The 17,639-nt window shown below is 41.3% G+C and carries 18 protein-coding genes; 1 reads left to right on the plus strand and 17 read right to left on the minus strand.

Going from position 1 to position 17,639, the window contains the following annotated elements:
• Positions 1-10 precede the first annotated feature (10 nt).
• The 15 genes from atpB to prfA form a co-directional block, all read right to left on the minus strand.
• Complete coding sequence (gene atpB, locus ACFSFY_RS15090; RefSeq protein ID WP_381539439.1) at positions 11-718, minus strand: F0F1 ATP synthase subunit A; 708 nt, start codon at positions 716-718, stop codon at positions 11-13.
• A 7-nt stretch (positions 719-725) separates the two neighbouring features.
• The gene (locus ACFSFY_RS15095) at positions 726-1,106 is read right to left on the minus strand and encodes an ATP synthase subunit I (RefSeq protein ID WP_381539441.1); all 381 of its coding nucleotides are present in this window, start codon (positions 1,104-1,106) and stop codon (positions 726-728) included.
• 457 nt (positions 1,107-1,563) lie between these two features.
• The gene (gene wecB / locus ACFSFY_RS15100; protein ID WP_381539647.1) at positions 1,564-2,685 is read right to left on the minus strand and encodes a non-hydrolyzing UDP-N-acetylglucosamine 2-epimerase; all 1,122 of its coding nucleotides are present in this window, start codon (positions 2,683-2,685) and stop codon (positions 1,564-1,566) included.
• Positions 2,686-2,710: 25 nt separating this feature from the next.
• Complete coding sequence (upp, locus tag ACFSFY_RS15105; RefSeq protein WP_381539443.1) at positions 2,711-3,340, minus strand: uracil phosphoribosyltransferase; 630 nt, start codon at positions 3,338-3,340, stop codon at positions 2,711-2,713.
• A 204-nt stretch (positions 3,341-3,544) separates the two neighbouring features.
• Complete coding sequence (locus ACFSFY_RS15110) at positions 3,545-5,749, minus strand: EAL domain-containing protein (RefSeq protein ID WP_381539445.1); 2,205 nt, start codon at positions 5,747-5,749, stop codon at positions 3,545-3,547.
• A gap of 83 nt (positions 5,750-5,832) precedes the next feature.
• Positions 5,833-7,074: a serine hydroxymethyltransferase gene (locus ACFSFY_RS15115; RefSeq protein ID WP_381539447.1), complete on the minus strand. Its 1,242-nt coding sequence runs from the start codon at positions 7,072-7,074 to the stop codon at positions 5,833-5,835.
• 67 nt (positions 7,075-7,141) lie between these two features.
• The gene (locus tag ACFSFY_RS15120; protein ID WP_381539449.1) at positions 7,142-7,690 is read right to left on the minus strand and encodes a TIGR01440 family protein; all 549 of its coding nucleotides are present in this window, start codon (positions 7,688-7,690) and stop codon (positions 7,142-7,144) included.
• Between the two features lie 19 nt (positions 7,691-7,709).
• The gene (gene rpiB / locus ACFSFY_RS15125) at positions 7,710-8,147 is read right to left on the minus strand and encodes a ribose 5-phosphate isomerase B (protein ID WP_381539451.1); all 438 of its coding nucleotides are present in this window, start codon (positions 8,145-8,147) and stop codon (positions 7,710-7,712) included.
• Positions 8,148-8,244: 97 nt separating this feature from the next.
• A complete protein-coding gene (locus tag ACFSFY_RS15130; RefSeq protein WP_381539453.1) occupies positions 8,245-9,543 on the minus strand; it encodes a methyl-accepting chemotaxis protein in 1,299 nt (432 codons plus the stop codon).
• Between the two features lie 2 nt (positions 9,544-9,545).
• Positions 9,546-9,986: a low molecular weight protein arginine phosphatase gene (locus tag ACFSFY_RS15135; protein ID WP_381539455.1), complete on the minus strand. Its 441-nt coding sequence runs from the start codon at positions 9,984-9,986 to the stop codon at positions 9,546-9,548.
• A gap of 58 nt (positions 9,987-10,044) precedes the next feature.
• Entirely contained in the window at positions 10,045-10,548 is a 504-nt protein-coding gene (locus ACFSFY_RS15140; protein WP_381539457.1) for a manganese efflux pump MntP, read from the minus strand.
• Between the two features lie 69 nt (positions 10,549-10,617).
• Positions 10,618-11,646 carry an L-threonylcarbamoyladenylate synthase gene (locus ACFSFY_RS15145; protein ID WP_381539459.1) on the minus strand — a complete coding sequence of 343 codons (1,029 nt, stop codon included), beginning with the start codon at positions 11,644-11,646 and terminating at the stop codon, positions 10,618-10,620.
• A gap of 59 nt (positions 11,647-11,705) precedes the next feature.
• Positions 11,706-12,278 carry a stage II sporulation protein R gene (locus tag ACFSFY_RS15150; RefSeq protein WP_381539461.1) on the minus strand — a complete coding sequence of 191 codons (573 nt, stop codon included), beginning with the start codon at positions 12,276-12,278 and terminating at the stop codon, positions 11,706-11,708.
• Between the two features lie 44 nt (positions 12,279-12,322).
• The gene (gene prmC, locus ACFSFY_RS15155) at positions 12,323-13,177 is read right to left on the minus strand and encodes a peptide chain release factor N(5)-glutamine methyltransferase (protein WP_381539463.1); all 855 of its coding nucleotides are present in this window, start codon (positions 13,175-13,177) and stop codon (positions 12,323-12,325) included.
• On the minus strand, positions 13,170-14,246 hold the full coding sequence (gene prfA / locus ACFSFY_RS15160; protein WP_381539465.1) for a peptide chain release factor 1: 1,077 nt from the start codon (positions 14,244-14,246) through the stop codon (positions 13,170-13,172). The genes prmC and prfA overlap by 8 nt, the downstream gene beginning before the upstream one ends.
• A gap of 480 nt (positions 14,247-14,726) precedes the next feature.
• Here prfA and ACFSFY_RS15165 point away from each other — a divergent pair, with 480 nt between their 5' ends.
• Entirely contained in the window at positions 14,727-15,599 is an 873-nt protein-coding gene (locus tag ACFSFY_RS15165) for a nuclease-related domain-containing protein (RefSeq protein WP_381539467.1), read from the plus strand.
• Between the two features lie 344 nt (positions 15,600-15,943).
• On the opposite strand, the gene ACFSFY_RS15170 is transcribed toward ACFSFY_RS15165, so the two are convergent.
• Both ACFSFY_RS15170 and rpmE read right to left on the minus strand, forming a co-directional pair.
• Positions 15,944-16,552 (minus strand): thymidine kinase, encoded by a 609-nt coding sequence (locus tag ACFSFY_RS15170; RefSeq protein ID WP_381539469.1) that lies wholly within the window; start codon positions 16,550-16,552, stop codon positions 15,944-15,946.
• Between the two features lie 849 nt (positions 16,553-17,401).
• Positions 17,402-17,638, minus strand: a complete 237-nt coding sequence (gene rpmE / locus ACFSFY_RS15175) for a 50S ribosomal protein L31 (RefSeq protein WP_381539470.1) — start codon at positions 17,636-17,638, stop codon at positions 17,402-17,404.
• Between the last annotated feature and the right edge of the window lies 1 nt (position 17,639).

Genomic DNA, 17,639 nt, shown 5'->3' on the forward strand with positions numbered 1-17,639 from the left:
TCTATGTGTATTAGTCCGTTCTAACTTTATCGGACATATAGACCATTGATAACATAACGAAAATAAAGGACTGTATCGCTCCTACGAAGATGGAGAAGCCCATCCAAGCCATTCCCGGTACGATTGCTCCAATTAATCCAAACACACTTGATGCACCAAGACTTGCGATTAACGCGATTAAAACTTCACCAGCGTAGATGTTACCGTACAAACGTAGACCAAGTGTCAACGTACTTGCAAATTCCGCGATGAGATTAAGTGGCATTAAAAAAGGTAGCGGTTGAAAAAAACCTTGAGTATATCCTTTAGCACCCTTAATTTTAACCCCGTAATAATGTGTTAGAACAATTACCATAACTGCAAGTGTCAGTGTAATCATTGGGTCTGCTGTAGGTGATTTCCACCAGAGATCCCCTTTCCATACGACGGCAAATGGTAATCCAAGCACGTTCGATACGAAAAGAAACAGAATAAGTGTAATTCCTAATATGTGAAAACGTCCACCCGTTTTCCAATCCATATTGCTCTTTATAATCCCTTTGACGAAATCCATGATCCATTCAAAGAAGTTTTGCATGCCTGATGGTTTAATTTGTAAATTACGCGTTGAAATAAATGCGATAAGAAATACAACTATACAGGTTACCAAAAGCATCATGACGTTCGATGGATTGTAGTATATCCCAAATATTGATTCTACAGGATTCCCATGCTCCATGTTTCGTTCACCTCCCTTGTTCGTGTCTAACGTGGTAAATGATCCTGTCAACTAATAAGATGACATACGGTAGCCCGAACCCAGATACCGTACCGATCAGGTCAAACTGTTCCGGCATCGAAGTTGCAATTGCTGCTGCTGCAATACCAGATGCGAAACGCAACGCAGTTCCAAGCGAAACACTTCTCTTCCCATTCTCAATCGAAAGGTTGAAACGCTCCGACCTTCGAACGAGTAGCCAGAAATTGTACAAGCCAAACAGAGAACCCAGTATGAGCCCAGCAAATACAGTTTTCCATTCCGTAAATCCCCAACCGAGGACGAACAGTGCAAGCAATGGATATAAGGCTCTTCGTTGCCTGCTATGGATTTCCCGTAATGTTTGCATAGTTAGTAATTCTCCTGCTTCGTATTTCTGGAATTCGGATAAATATTTCGTGTAAGGACTTGCGGAGTGGTTCCCGTTTCGCTGTCCAGCCTTAAACCGGCGTAGACTCCGAAAAAGGTAAAAAGATGATAGATTTTGTATGTTAATACGCCATTGGTTTAGGTTCCATATGTATGAAACGCCTATCATTCTTACCATTAGTAATGATACAGTAGCAGAAAAATGAAGTCAATTGATTCCTATGAGATTTTCATGTCTGATTTGCACGCCGTCAAAAAATGGACAAATTTAAATTCAAAAAGACGTATAAGTTAGTGTAACCGAAGATAAACGCCGTTATACGTAGGCTTAGAGGCAAAGATACACGAGCAGTACATAGACTTTCCCGGGTTTACTGCTTTTATTTAAAATAGAAAAACGGCCCGAACACATGACTATTCTGAGGCCGTTTGCTTAATTAATTCAACATATGCAGATATTCTTTTAACGCTTTGACAATTCGTTCAGAAGCATGGCCATCTCCGTAAGGGTTGGACGCCTGCGCCATTTTTCGATATTCAATGTCGTTTGTTAGAAGTTCATCGGTTAACGTGAAAATCGTTTCTTCATCTGTTCCAGCAAGCTTCAATGTACCCGCTTCGATTCCTTCAGGCCGTTCTGTCGTGTCCCGTAACACAATTACTGGTTTTCCGAGTGATGGAGCTTCTTCTTGAATACCACCTGAATCGGTTAGGATAATATGAGATGCCGCAGCAAAGTTATGGAAGTCAACAACTTCTAACGGTTCGATTAAATGAACTCGTTCATTGTTCCCAAGAACCTCATCTGCAATTTCACGAACGACTGGGTTCATATGAACTGGATAGACAACTTGAATATCGTTGTGTTTTTCCAGCAGACGATTAATCGCTCTGAACATATTCCTCATAGGTTCCCCAAGGTTTTCTCTTCGATGCGCAGTTAGAAGTATTAACTTATCCGTTCCAATCTGTTCAAGGATTGGATGGGTATAGCCTTCACGCACTGTTGTTTGAAGTGCATCAATCGCAGTATTCCCTGTTATGTAAATGCGATTTTGCGGCTTCCCTTCATTTAATAAGTTTTGCGCAGATGCTTCAGTCGGTGAAAAATGGAGATCTGCGATTACACCTGTTAATTGACGGTTGATTTCTTCTGGGTACGGTGAGTATTTATCCCATGTTCGAAGACCAGCCTCAACATGTCCAACTGCAATCTGATTGTAAAATGCGGCAAGACTTCCGATAAACGTCGTTGAAGTATCTCCATGCACAAGGACGATATCCGGTTGTGCTTCTTTCATGATCTTATCAAGACCTTCAAGTCCCCGTGTTGCTACATCGACAAGCGTTTGACGGCTTTTCATAATATTTAAGTCATAATTGGGTATAATGCCAAACGTCTCAAGCACTTGGTCAAGCATCTCACGGTGTTGAGCGGTTACGGTAACAATGGATTCAATTTCATCTGAATGTTTTTCAAGTTCGAGTACCAGTGGTGCCATTTTAATAGCTTCCGGACGTGTACCGAAAATAGTCATTACTTTCCACTTCTTTTGCAAAGTCAAAGTATTCCCACCTTCCAAATCATTTTGTACCAAAAAGTCTGTCGCCTGCATCGCCCAATCCTGGAACGATATAACCTTTTTCATCCAACTTTTCATCAAGTGCAGCAATGTACACGTCAACATCTGGATGTGCTTCTGTAAATGCTTTAACACCTTCTGGAGCTGCGATTAAACACATAAACTGGATGTTTTTTGCCCCACGCTTCTTAAGCGAGTCTGTTGCTGCAATTGCTGAACCGCCTGTAGCAAGCATAGGATCAACAAGTATAAAATGACGTTCAGATACATCTGACGGAAGTTTAATATAATATTCCACAGGTAACAGTGTTTCCGGATCGCGGTAAAGTCCAATATGGCCCACTTTTGCTGCCGGAATTAAGTTCAAAATCCCTTCAACCATTCCGATGCCTGCACGTAAAATCGGTACAATTCCAAGCTTTTTGCCTGCAAGTACATTCGACGTTGCTTTACAAACAGGTGTATCAATCTCTTTTTCCATAAGCGGAAGTTCACGTGTGATTTCATAAGCCATTAATGTTGCGACTTCATCAACGAGCTCACGAAACTCTTTCGTTCCTGTGTTTTTATCCCGTATGTACGTAAGTTTGTGCTGAATAAGTGGGTGATCGAAAACATGTACTTTAGCCATTTTTTTATTCGCTCCTTTTGAAATATCTTTTTTCAGTATAGCAGAACTTCTCCTCTTCTACACACCATTAACTCGACCGACTATTCCAAAAGCGGAGGCACCTGGTCAGCCTCGACAGGCACAAGACGGTTTGCTTAAGTGGCGTTCTTCAGACACATAAGAAAAATGACTTGTGACCCGAGAGGTTAGGTGCCGGAGACTAGACTATTCCAAAAGTGGAGGCACCTGATCGCCATCTAGAAGCAAGCTCGCTTCATGAAGTGGCATCGGCTTGTAGTAGTAGAATCCTTGTCCGACCCCGCAGCCTAACGACAACAGTATATCTATATGTCTTTGTTCTTCAATCCCCTCAGCTACTGTTGTTAAACCTAAGTTTTTTGCCAGTTGAATAATGGTTTGAACAACAGCACGTGTTTCCGGTTCATCCAGAGCCTGAACGAAGGATCGATCTATTTTCAACTCGTTTACTTTTAGTTGCGCCAAATAACTTAAAGATGAAAATCCCACGCCAAAATCATCAATCGATATATCAAAACCGGCTTCTTTTAAGTGTTTAAATATCACTTTGGCCCCCGGATAATCGACAAGTCCAATGCTTTCCGTAATTTCAATACGGATGTATTCTGCTGGAACTTCATATTGTCGGACTAAGTCCAGTAATCTAGAAACAAAACCTGGATTGTAGAAATGATCCACGGAAATATTAATTGCAATTTGAAATACCTTCACGCCCGACCGCAAGCGCTCTCGCAACCAACTCAACACTTTTTTCAGGATTACCATTTCAAGACTGATTATTTTACCCGTGTTTTCAGCGACTGGAATAAAAATGCTTGGTGGAACTTGACCTAGTATAGAACAATTCCAGCGTGCCAGTGCTTCGAATGATGTAATTTCACCGTTTTCAAGATTTACTTTAGGTTGTACATACACTTCAAGTTCTTCATTCGTAATTGCTTTCCTTAGTTCATGAGACATCCTTACATCTCGAATCATTTCTAAATTAGTATCATTTTCATAAAGTCTTATCAAAGTTCCAGGCATTTTGCTAGCCTCAGATACAGCCACATCCGCACGTCTCATAAGTTCTTCAGCTTTTATCGATTCATCTGACGAGATTGCAACCCCAATTTTCAATGTCAAAAACATCTCATGGTTGAAGATCATAAACGGCTTAGCAACAATTTTTCGTAGCTCAGGGATATAAAACTCCCCATTTTCTTCATCAATATAATCATTCATTACAACTAGCGAAGAACTGGAATAACGCCCAATAAAGTTATCTTTCCCTCGTCCCACCTTTTCAATTCGCTTAGATAGCTGGATAAACAGTTCATCTCCGACAGCCCTACCGTATAAATCTACAATTTGAGAATATTCACCCGGTAATATAACCGCCACAAAGCAAGGTTCTCCTGTTTTTAATTTCGCTTCCAACTTTCTTGAAAAAGCATAGTTATTTGGCAATCCAGTTTCCGGATTTGTATAAGCTAGAAGCAGAAATTGTTTTCGTTGTTCAGAATACGTTTTCGCCATATGAATAATCGGTACTAAGCTATGCATGAACTCTAATTGAAATTCGTTCGGGGTACCTGTTTTTTTACGAAATACAGTGAAAAAATCATTTTGAGAAGCATCCTCATTCCCCATTGAAAGAATCCAACTTGAGTTAAAGCTTAATTTCTCAGAGTCCTTCGCTTCCAATTCGCGACCCATTACAGCCTCTAAATCCTCGATACAAATAATTTCATCCTTTATATAACCCTTTTCATTCCCCACTTTATGTATAACTTCTTGAATTTGCTTTATTGAAATTGGATCTGTCTCATTCGCTATCCTTACACCGTCTTCATCTGTTAAATGAATGGAACAACTCGAACCCTTCGAACAATAGGATTCAGCAACCGTACAGATTTTCTGCAGCAGTACACTAAGCTCTTCGCCATCATTAATTCCCTTGAAAATTTGTTTTGTTAAATCAAGTAAGGATTCATCCGTTTTCCTTTTCGTAATATCAAGAATATAGGATGCGATGAGTAAGGTTTCCCCATTTCCATTCACTAGTGGTTGAATGACAAGTTCACTCCAAAAAGGTGTTCCGTCTTTTCGATACAGCAAGAGTTCCGCATTTGCATGAATCGATTTTTTTAGATTACGATTCACTTCATGAACGACATTCATATTCGTACGTTCACCATGCAAGAACCGTAAGTTCTTTCCTTTGATTTCCTTATAGGTGTATCCTGACATTTCCATGAAAGCTTCATTGGAAAATACAATCTCATCTTTTCCCTCTTGGGGATCCGTTACTACAAAACCAAGTTGGAATCGGCTTCCGAAATTTCTGAGCCAATTGATCAAAGTTGTTTTCTCTGCAGTTCTTATTCTGTTATTTTCTGATTGGTCCAAAACGATTCGCCACCTTTTCCTTCAACTAAGTTTAATAAAAAACAAGCCGCCTTCCCGCGAACGGTAAGCGGCTTGTTGCCTAATTATGCATATAGTGGAAACCTGTCTGTGAGCGCATGCACACGGTCAAGAGACTCTTTTTTCACATTTTCATCTTCATGGTTCTTTAAAAGTGTTGCAATAATCGATGCAATCTCTTTCATTTCTTCTTCTTTAAATCCACGACTCGTAACAGCCGGTGTACCGATACGAACACCTGATGTAACAAATGGACTTTCCAAATCGTATGGAATCGTGTTTTTATTCACAGTAATTCCAACTTCATCAAGAACATGTTCTGCAACTTTACCCGTTAGTCCAAGTGAACGAAGGTTGATGAGCAGTAAATGATTGTCCGTTCCACCTGATACAATGTCAACTCCCTCAGCCATAAGTGACTCAGCAAGTTGCTTTGCGTTTTTCTTTACTTGTTGAATATATGTTTTGAATTCAGGTTGTTGTGCTTCTCCAAATGCGACCGCTTTTGCAGAAATAACGTGCATCAATGGACCACCCTGAACTCCAGGGAAGATTGATTTATTGATTTTTTTGCCGTCTTCTTCTGAACAAAGAATGAATCCACCACGTGGACCACGCAATGTTTTATGTGTAGTTGAAGTAACAAAGTGCGCGTGTGGAACTGGATTTGGATGTTCTCCAACTGCGACAAGACCTGCAATATGTGCCATATCGACAAATAGAATTGCGCCGACTTCGTCTGCAATTTCACGGAATTTAGCAAAATCAATTTCACGTGGGTAAGCACTTGCGCCCGCAACGATCATTTTTGGCTTATGCTCTAAAGCTTTTTGACGAACATCTTCGTAATCAATCAACTCGTCTTCTTTGCTCACACCGTAATCAACAAAGTTATAAAGTTCTCCTGAGAAATTCACTGGGCTACCGTGTGTTAAGTGACCTCCGTGTGAAAGATTCATGCCGAGTACTGTATCACCTGGTTCTAGGGTTGCAAAATACACTGCCATATTCGCTTGCGCACCTGAGTGGGGCTGAACGTTTGCAAATTCTGCACCAAAAATTTCTTTGAGGCGATCGCGTGCAATATTCTCAACGATGTCTACGTGCTCACAACCACCGTAATAACGTTTACCTGGATAGCCTTCAGCATATTTATTCGTAAGTACAGAACCTTGTGCTTCCATTACCGCCTCAGAAACGAAGTTCTCAGATGCTATCAACTCAATATTTGTTTGCTGACGTTTTTTCTCCGCCATGATTGCATCGTAAATTACTGAATCCTGTTGTTTAACATGTTCTAAGCTCATTATTTTGTCCCCTTTTTAAGTGATATATAGATCTGCATATAGCAGGAATAACCCTTTTTCAACGTACTCATTTTGAGTAGACGGCTCGTTCCCCGCCGATATTTTTAGGGCGAGTCGTTGCAATTGTAACAACCGCATCCCCAATTTTCGTGACGGATGTACGTAATGGAACGGCAACTGCCTTTAAATGCATCCCAATTAATGTTTGCCCAATATCAATTCCAGCATGGGCACTAATTTCTTCGACTACGACTGGATCTTTCAATTGCTTATAAGCATAAGCGGACATCGATCCACCCGCTTGAACAACCGGTACGACCGAAACGGGTTCGAGATGATACTTCATCGCCGCTTCACGCTCAATTGTTAATGCTCGATTAATATGTTCGCATCCTTGAAATGCTAAGTACAACTTATGTTCTTCTGCAAACTTTTTCAAAGGCTCGTAAAGTGTTTCTCCAATTTCAAATGCTCCTGCTGTACCAATTCGACTGCCAGCCACTTCAGATGTCGAACACCCAACGACGAACAATCCACCAGGTGCGAACTGAGTTTGTTCCGCCATTTCAACTAAAAGTTGTTCAAGCTGAAGCTTCCATTCATTTAGAGTATCCACAATAGTTCCCTCCTGCAGGTTAGTTCTCGAGTTTCATCATCTTCTCCACACGGCGTTCGTGACGACCGCCTTCAAAAGAAGTGTTTAACCACGTAGTTACAATTTCTCTTGCTAGACCCGGGCCGATTACACGCTCTCCCATGGCAAGTATGTTTGAATCATTATGCTCTCGAGTTGCTTTTGCACTAAAAACGTCATGGACGAGTGCACAGCGAATTCCTTTGACTTTATTTGCTGCAATAGACATGCCAATACCTGTTCCACAAATTAGAATACCACGGTCATACTTACCCGCTGCAACTCCATGTGCGACAGGTGTGGAGAAATCCGAGTAATCGACGGAGTCATCTGTAGCTGGACCGAGATCGTCGAATTGCACGTTTAGTTCAGTTAACAATTGAATGATTTCCATACGGAGCCTATTTCCCCCGTGATCAGAAGATATCGCGATTTTCATCATGTCCCTACTTTCTCAATATAGATACAACTCATTCTATCACTTATTCAACAAAAAAACACAGCCCCGAACAAAATTCGAGGCTGTTTTTTATAAATCATCTTTTTGTTAAGTCGAACTGGTTGATCACTTCGTATAGTTCTTCCGATTGTCTCTTTAAATCACTCGCAAGTGAATCTGCTTGTCCTATAGCACGAACTTGGTCTTCCGTCGCAGATGCAACTTCTTGTGCCCCAGCAGAAGTTTCTTCCGCAATGGCAGCAACTTCTTGGGATTGACGTGCCGTCGTTTCAATGTTTTTCAGCTGTAGTTCGACAAACTTTGTAATTTCAATGACTGAATCTGCCATCCCATTGACTTTTCCAGACATCGCTTCTACATTTCCTGTTGTTTCCGTTGCTCGGTCTGCTTCATTCATTGCCGTATGTACTTGTTGTTCAATTTCCACAACTACTTTAGAAACATCAGTTTGAATGGAAGCGACAAGACCTGATATTCCTTGCACAGCACGAGCACTTTCATCCGCTAGCTTACGTACTTCTTCTGCAACAACGGCAAATCCAGCACCGTGCTCACCTGCTCGAGCAGCTTCGATGGACGCGTTGAGGGCAAGAAGATTCGTTTGCGCAGCAATATTTCCAACCAATTGAACAATTTCACTAATTTTCTTTGCATTTTCATCGAGTTGCCGGATTGTGCCCAGCGATCTTTCACTTTGCGTCGACATAGTACGAATGCCTTCAACGAGGGAATGAAAAACAGCTGTTGTCGTACCTAACTCTTCCAGCATTTCTTTAGAACGTTCCGACGATTCTTCAGCTCTACTACTTACTTCAACTGCCAATAAACGTACGTCTTCAATTGCTTCAGCTGTTTCTTGAATCGCAATTGCCGATTCTTCAGCACCGGAAGAAATTTCAATAATTGTGGATGAAACAGCATGTGCTTGTCGAGCAGCCGAACCCGTTTCAGCTGATAAATTCCCTACAGTAGTGGCAGTCTTTTCAAAGTTTGTTTCAATTTGACCGACAATTGTTCGCAAATTAACGACCATATGTTGGAACGCCTCTGCTACAGAACGAATTTCATCCGACGAATTCGGCAACTTAATGTCGGTTCCAATGTCGCCATCCGCAACTTTAATCGCAGCAGCCTCAAGATCTTGCAACGGTTTCGTTAGAATTGTTCCAAATATCCCCGCTAGAACACCTGACCAAGCAATCCCCAATCCATACGTCATAACTCCAAACCAAAACGTGTTTGCATTCGGAAAAAACTGCGGCTGAATGATGTTAATAAATACTGCACTCGTCGAATACGTTGCAATTGCAAGTGCCGTTATGAAGATAACTAGCTTTAATCGCAAACCAAACTTCTTTTTCCCCCGTGTCTTCATTACTACCCCTCCGTCAGTTTCCGCTCAAGCGCTTCAATTGTTGTCGACAACTCACCAAATGTATATCGGTACGTCTCCAAATCACCGCCGAATGGATCATGTATATCTTTATCAAAGCCCGGTTTCACAAAGTCTTTTAATGTCCATACTTTTCCATCCACTTCTGGAAATGTTTCAATTAAGATTGCTCTATGAATTTCAGTCATCGTTAAAATGACATCCGCCCAGCCAAGGTCTTCTTTTGTTACTGCTTTAGAAACGGGTGTGTACGGCATCCCCGCTTCTTCAATAAGTGTTTTCGCATTTCTTGCAACCTGGTCCCCATTTGACGCATAAATACCTGCTGATTTAACAACCACATCTGCAATCTCTTTAGAACGGAGTATCGCTTCAGCCATTGGACTTCTACACGTATTTCCTGTGCATATAAAATAAATATTCATTTTCATCACCTACTTCATTCATAATACCCGACTTTTCTAAATAAAGAAATAGAGCTTTTCAACGAAAGAATGACATTACACCCATTCCGATTAAAGCCACTCCTACTAAACTCCTTAAAATTCTACTACCTTTGACACCCATATTCCCTTTATATCTAAGAGCCGCATACGACAATACTAATGTAAATAAGCCCGATGCAACAATAAAAATTAGTTTGTTCATATGAATCATACCAAATGAAACACTTACTGAAAAGGTGTCTACACTCACAGCCAACGCAATAATTAAGGGATTTACTCTTCCCACTTGGGAGCCATCATCACTTTCCTGCAAGATCATATGTAAACCAATTAAACATAATAAAGTTCCCGATAGCAGCGAACTCCAACCAATGAAGTAATGCGAGGAAAATTCGCCGGTTATGAATCCCAATAACGGAAAAGCCATATTTAAGAACGAAGTCGAAAGTGCAAGCAAAAACTTTCCTCTTCTGATTCGTAAAAAAGTATACACAATGATGACGTCTAATGAAGTAACGAAGGCAGCAAATATCTCGTTCAAAATAAAACCTCCCCGAATATCGCATCTTTTTATACTATGCGGCGTTCGGGGAGGTCATACGTATTCAGTTTAGTCGATATAATTTTTGCCTTCAGAAGCCTTAGATAATCGATTCATAACCGCTGCTCCAAAACCACTTAAGTCTGTTTCAACAGCAAGTATAATATCTGCTTCTGTCGAGTCACATTGACGTAAGGCACGATATAAGTTGACAGCCATTTTCTCACTGTCATGGATCGGTCCGACAGCAAAATACCAATCTGCATCCGTTGATTGAAATTCATCTGGGCCAATGACCGCGACTTTCTTACCTTGATTTTTGAGCGTCATTACAGCGCTACGAATTTTTTCTTCATTTGGAGAAATGACGTATAAAGGAGCTTCTGGTGCATAATGTAAGTACTTCATTCCAGGTGAACGAGGTGTTTTGTCACCCGTTTCACCCGCACTCGATTGTACAGGCCCGATCACTTCCTCAATCATTTCTCGTGTCGCACCACCAGGCCTCAAAATTACTGGTGGGTTTATCGTCATGTCAATTACGGTAGATTCAAGTCCGATACCCGTTTGTCCACCATCCAATATTAACGGAATTAAACCTTTTAAATCTTCTTCAACATGAGCAGCTTCGGTTGGACTCGGCTTACCGCTCCGATTCGCACTTGGTGCCGCAAGCGCCATTCCAAGTTCACGTAACAATCTTAGCGCAACGGGATGATCCGGCATTCGAAGTCCGACGGTATTTACTCCAGGTGTAACGTTCTCTGCAACAACCCCCGGAATTTTATCAAACACCAACGTTAATGGACCTGGCCAAAAAGCATCCATCAGTTTTTCTGCCGCTTCCGAAATGCCCGTCGCATATTTTGAGACGTCTTCTTTATTACCAATATGTACAATGAGTGGATTATCAGATGGCCGGCCTTTCGCTTCAAAAATTTTCTGTACGGCTTGCTCGTCTGTAGCAATAGCACCAAGCCCATAAACCGTTTCTGTCGGAAAGGCGACCACTCCACCATTTTTCAATATTTCCACAGCCTGTTCATAACTATCTTTGTTATCCAGAAAGTTATCCACTGAAATTAGTTTAGTGTTCATGTGTTACTCCTTTCTTATACACAGTTCATCGTTGTTATCCACAACTTTTGTTAGTAACCTTAAGAAAAGACTCCTTTTATCCACTCCCAAATAAAGAATGTGACCTCTTCCTCTTCTTTTGGTGCTTGTTCAGGAAAACAAATCTTCGGAAAAATCGAACACCACCAGTTATCCCCACGTCCGCTACCAATTGTTAATATATAAGAATCGTGCATAGATTGTGGATGAATAAAAAAACCGGATCTTTTTGGTGGAAATAACGCTTCTTTTCTCTCAAGCTTTATTGAATTTCCGTTTGAATGCACACTGGCTACTTCGATAATTGTCTTTTCGATTGCTGCTAAATTTGTCTCAAGTTCCGAAACGGACTGAGAAGTTGCCACAGCATTTTGAATGAGTGGCTCGATTTCCGCTTGGATTGCCAATTTTACTTGCTGGTCCACTTGAGCGTTTGAGTGGGCTAGAAGACGAAAGCGAATGACCTCTTCGTCCTCCGCCGCACCACTTGTCATAAATATAAGTGCAGATTGAAGTATGATTAATAATAAAATAAATTCAATATAAGGTACGATTCGTTCATATCGAGTCTTTTTTGGAATCGCGCTTTCACTAATCTGGTAATCTGTTAACATTATGATCCCCTCCTACTTCGCATTGTTGCCGAAGTAGAAAGATTTTATTCACAACTCTTACAAAATACTATTCTATCCTTGCCGTTAATATCTTTCACAGTCTCAACCACGGACCCCGGAAATGCATCTTGAAATAACTTATGCACAGCTGGTCCTTGCAAATAGCCAATTTCCACTCCAATGAGTGAACATTTGTTCATAAGTTGTGGAAGACTTTTTGCAAGTTTCCGATAAAAGTACAAACCATCTTCATCTGCAAATAAAGCCGAGTGCGGTTCGTGTGCTAAAACCGTTTCCGACATTTCCACAGCCTCACTACGCGCAATATACGGTGGGTTGGACAAGATAACATCCCACTTACTTTCTGAAAGTGGATCCGCCAAATCTCCTTCTAAAAATGCGATGTCCGCTTCAAGCGTTTGCGCATTTCGTTTCGCAACAGTGAGTGCTTCACCGCTTATATCCGTTGCTGTCACCAACGCTTCTGGCCATTCTTTTTTAAATGTAATCGCGATGGCTCCGCTTCCAGTACCAATGTCCGCAACGTTTATTTTTTTATTCGGAAAAAGAGATGCACATCGTTCGATGGCACCGTAAACAAGTTCCTCCGTTTCAGGACGCGGAATCAGGACATGTTCATTCACTTCAAACATACGCCCATAAAAACTTTCTTCACCAATAATGTATTGAACGGGTTTCCCTTGAAACAATTCTTCCGCTTTCACCCAAAACTCTTCTTGCTGCTCTGCCGGAAGGAAGTCTCGTATATCCGTGAACAGATCTGTACGAGACTTCTGTGTAATAAATTCCATTAAAATGCGTGCTGCGCCAGGGTCTAATTCCTTTTCCTCAAGTAAAGTCGAGGCCTTATTCAAAGCCTCATAGATGCGCTCAGTCATTTTGGTCCAAGTTTTCCAGACGGTATGCTTGTTCCTCAAGCGTAAGTGCATCAATTATTTCATCCAATTTACCTTCAATGATTTGGTCCAACTTTTGAATGGTAAGTCCGATGCGATGATCCGTCACACGATTTTGCGGAAAGTTATACGTGCGAATTCGTTCAGAACGATCCCCGGTACCTACTGCAGATTTCCGCTTCTCATCATACTTTGCTTGCGCTTCTCGCGTAATTTTGTCTGCGATACGCGCGCGGAGTACCTTCATCGCTTTTTCTTTATTTTTAATCTGAGATTTCTCATCTTGACACGAAACCGTAATTCCCGTTGGTGCATGGTAAAGTCGGACGGCTGACATTGTCGTGTTTACGGACTGTCCACCAGGTCCAGATGAAGCGAATGTATCCGTTCGAATGTCTTTTTCATGAATTTCAATTTCTACTTCTTCAGTTTCAGGAAGACAGGCAACAGTCGCTGTGGATGTATGCGTTCTTCCACCGGACTCCGTTTCAGGAACACGTTGAACTCGGTGTGCACCGTTCTCAAATTTCAATTTGGAATACGCACCCTTGCCGGTAATCATAAATATTATTTCCTTATAGCCGCCCAGTTCTGTTGGCGACGAATCCATCACTTCTACTTTCCAGTGATGAGCTTCCGCAAAACGTGTATACATCCGGTAAAGACTGCCTGCAAATAAAGCCGCTTCGTCCCCACCCGCTGCCCCGCGTATTTCCATAATGACGTTTTTTTCATCATTCGGGTCTTTCGGAACAAGGAGCATTGTTAATCTCTCTTCAATTGTTTCAATCTCATCATCCAGTTCCGAAATCTCGAGTTTCACCAACTCTTTCATTTCAGAATCCAGCGGTTCATCTAATAAACTCTTAGCGCTTTTCAGCTCATTTAGCTTCAATTTATATTGACGATACGTATCCACAGTTTCTTGTAATCCCGATTGCTCTTTCGAATACTCACGGAGTTTTGCTACATCGCTCACGATATCTGGATCACTGAGCATTTCGTTCAAATGATCGTATCGATCTTCCACCACTTCTAAACGTTCAAACATCGTACGCACCTCATTCCAAAAACTATTTTATCTATAATTGTACGGGAATTGCACCGCTAAATACAGTTTAAGCCTCATTAACCCACAATTCACACCACACGCGCAAAACTTCGCAACGCTTCCAGGAAACTTCGCAACGCTAAAGCTAAACCTCACAACGTTAATGCCAAACTTCACAACGTTTCACAAACCTCGCAACGCTTTCCGGAAACTTCGCAATACTCAAGCTTAACCTTACAACGTTTCTGATAAACTTCGCAACACTGTCAGTAAACCTCACAACGTTTTGCAAATTGATACATTATTATCTTCTCTTCGTAAATAAGACTTGATTCTTTCCATAGACTTATATATGATATGTTTGAATATTCGAAAAGGAAGTGATAATAAATTCATACAAAAAGACATCCGCCACCCGAATTGTTTGCATTAAAACGATTGCTTGCACGGCTACCCGTAAATCATAAGCTGGTAAATGCAATGACCTTAAAAGCCTATCAAATTGAAGCTGGCTATTCTGGAGAGCTCGACGTCGATCGCATATTACATGAGATCGAATTCCCCCGCGACACCAAAATCCTGAAAAATATCACTTTACAAATTAATCCCCTATATACGTTCCAAATCGACACACTCATCCTAACTCCAACCCGAGCAATAATTCTAGAAATCAAAAAGTATTCAGGCACAATACAATTTGACGAAGCCGGCGGAAAAACAATTAAGATATCCAATGACGGTTTTGTTGAAAAGTTCGATTGCGTCATTCACCAACTAATTCGCGCGAAAGAGGGTCTACGACGCTGGATGGAACTTCGCAATTTTAATATTCATATCGATGAAATACTTGTCATGGCTAATCAAAAAACCAATTTAGATAGTATCCCTGAGACCGTTCATATGATGTATGGGAAGCAACTTCCACGATATATAAGTGAACTTCCAGAATTAAATAGTTCTCTCAGTGCTCAGGAAATCAAATCACTCGCCTCACAAATAATGAAAAGTCAAGTTACCTGGAACCAAACACCACTTTGCGTAAAATACGAGATTAACCCAATGCTTTTAAGAAATGGCGTTCTTTGTCACTCCTGCAATGAAGTAATGTACAGAACTCAAGGGAGAAAATGGCACTGTGCTCAATGTGGTAAATACGGCGACCATGAAGTCGCACACTCTCTGCATGATTGGTTTTTACTCATCAAACCAACCATTTCAAATAAGGAATGTATGGATTTCCTTCTCTTGAAATCAAAATTCGCAGCAAGTACCACACTACGTAAATCGTCTCTTAAGCGGATAGGAAATCCCCCCGCTAGCATCTATATATTGAATTATAAACGCGATATATAATTGAACAGCTGCGCTAATTAAGGCAGTTGCTTTTTTTCAAATGAAAAGGAGTCTCTTTGCCGTTCTTTTTACGAACTTCGCAACGTTCTAGGGAAACTTCGCAACACAAAAGCTGAACCTCACAACGTTTTTGCTAAACTTCACAACGTTTCACAAACCTCGCAACGTTTTAGGGAAACTTCGCAACACTCAAGTCAAACCTCGCAACACTCCAGTCAAACCTCACAACGTTGTCAGCAAACTTCGCAACGCTCTAGTATATTCATAGCATTCTTACACAGCTCTTTAAATCCACTAAAATATAAAAAACCCGTCGAAGTTGCTGGACGGGCTAGGTATTTCATTTAGTTGGTATGCGCGTGGCTAGCTATGGATTGACCTTTTGGAATTTCATGGTGTTTGCGGCATCTTGCTTCATATGCTTCAGATGCACCAACTAAGATTACGGGATCTTCTTCACCAGCAGGTACGCCGTTTATGAGACGTTGAGTTCTGCTTGCCGCGGCTCCGCAAACCATGCAGACGGCTTGTAATTTTGTTACTTGTTCGGCAACTGCCATTAGTTCCGGCATCGGTCCGAATGGCTTTCCGCGAAAATCTTGGTCCAGTCCAGCGATGATTACCCGGAATCCACGGTCTGCCAAATCCATTACTACTTCAACAATGCCATCATCGAAAAACTGTGCTTCATCGATTGCAACGACATCATAGTCCTCCGTTACGGACTCGATGATGTGTAACGAACTCGCAACCGGGTTTGCGATTACTGTCGTTCCATTATGACTCACAACTGCTTCTTCACTAAAGCGATCATCTATTTCAGGTTTAAAAACAATGATTCTTTGTTTCGCAAATTGCGCTCTTCTCACGCGCCGAATGAGCTCCTCTGACTTACCCGAAAACATACTGCCACACACTATTTCAATCCAACCACCACGCAAAATTGGTTGCATATTAATTCCCCTTCCATTTCAAACGTTTTATATCGTCTTTCTTAGTTTCCTATGTGAGTCTTAATTATACTTGAAAACTCATTGAATGTGACCCCTCTTTTAAATGTTTGAAATGCGTCACAACTCTCGATAGAATACCCACAATTTACGCAATTATTTTAAGCCAAACAAAATGGTTCTTTGGCAAATGACTTTGATGAAAAAATTTAGCCAACTATAATTGAAGTTTTTAATTTGTTACAGGCGTGTCTAAATAGTCTACAAAAACTGATTTTAGAGCTGTCCTTTTCACATGGTATTTCAAGTACACCGTTGGTTGTTTCACCTGTCCCCGGGAAGAATTGAAATTCATTCTTCCTAAATCCTCCCAGAGTCATCTTTAGCCGCGGGCCCACACGAAGTGGGTCATGCAGTCGTTACGACAGGACGTCGTGGTTTTAGACTGCCTTGCACTCCAAGCATCTAAGATTGCACGTTGAAAAGTAAAGAGAGCTATATGGAAATTGCTCGAGTATGAGCCTTACTAGATCTTTTAAAAAACGCACTTATATTTCCCGCAAATTCTTGCTGATTGGAGTGCAGACCGGCGACTCCAATGGGATCAGCACGAATGTCGAGACCCCACAGGAGCGTGGTTTTCGCGACGAGGAGGCTCAACGAGTGGCCCTAAGAAGAATGGTTTTTATTCTTCGACACTGGAACGCGTCCGGTCGGAACGGAAATCAGCGAGTAGCAACACAATTCTTTTGTTCAGTATATACTTATTAAAAACTTCACCATCGTCATTTGACAAAGAACAAACAAAAATATCCGTCAGATGCATAGGCACCTGACGGATATTGGAAAGACTTATTCTTTGTCTTCTGTTTCTTCTTCGCGTCCTTCTTCTTTGAGGCCATACTTTTTGTTGAAACGGTCGACACGGCCGTCCGCTTGAGCAAATTTCTGACGTCCAGTGTAGAATGGATGACAATCTGAACAAACTTCGATACGAATGTCCTCTCTTACTGAACCTGTTTCAAATGAGTTTCCACATGAACAAGTAACTGTTGCAAGTTTGTAATCTGGGTGTATTCCTGTTTTCATC

The organism is Sporosarcina siberiensis, from assembly GCF_042681925.1.
Classification (GTDB): Bacteria; Bacillota; Bacilli; order Bacillales_A; family Planococcaceae; genus Sporosarcina; species Sporosarcina siberiensis.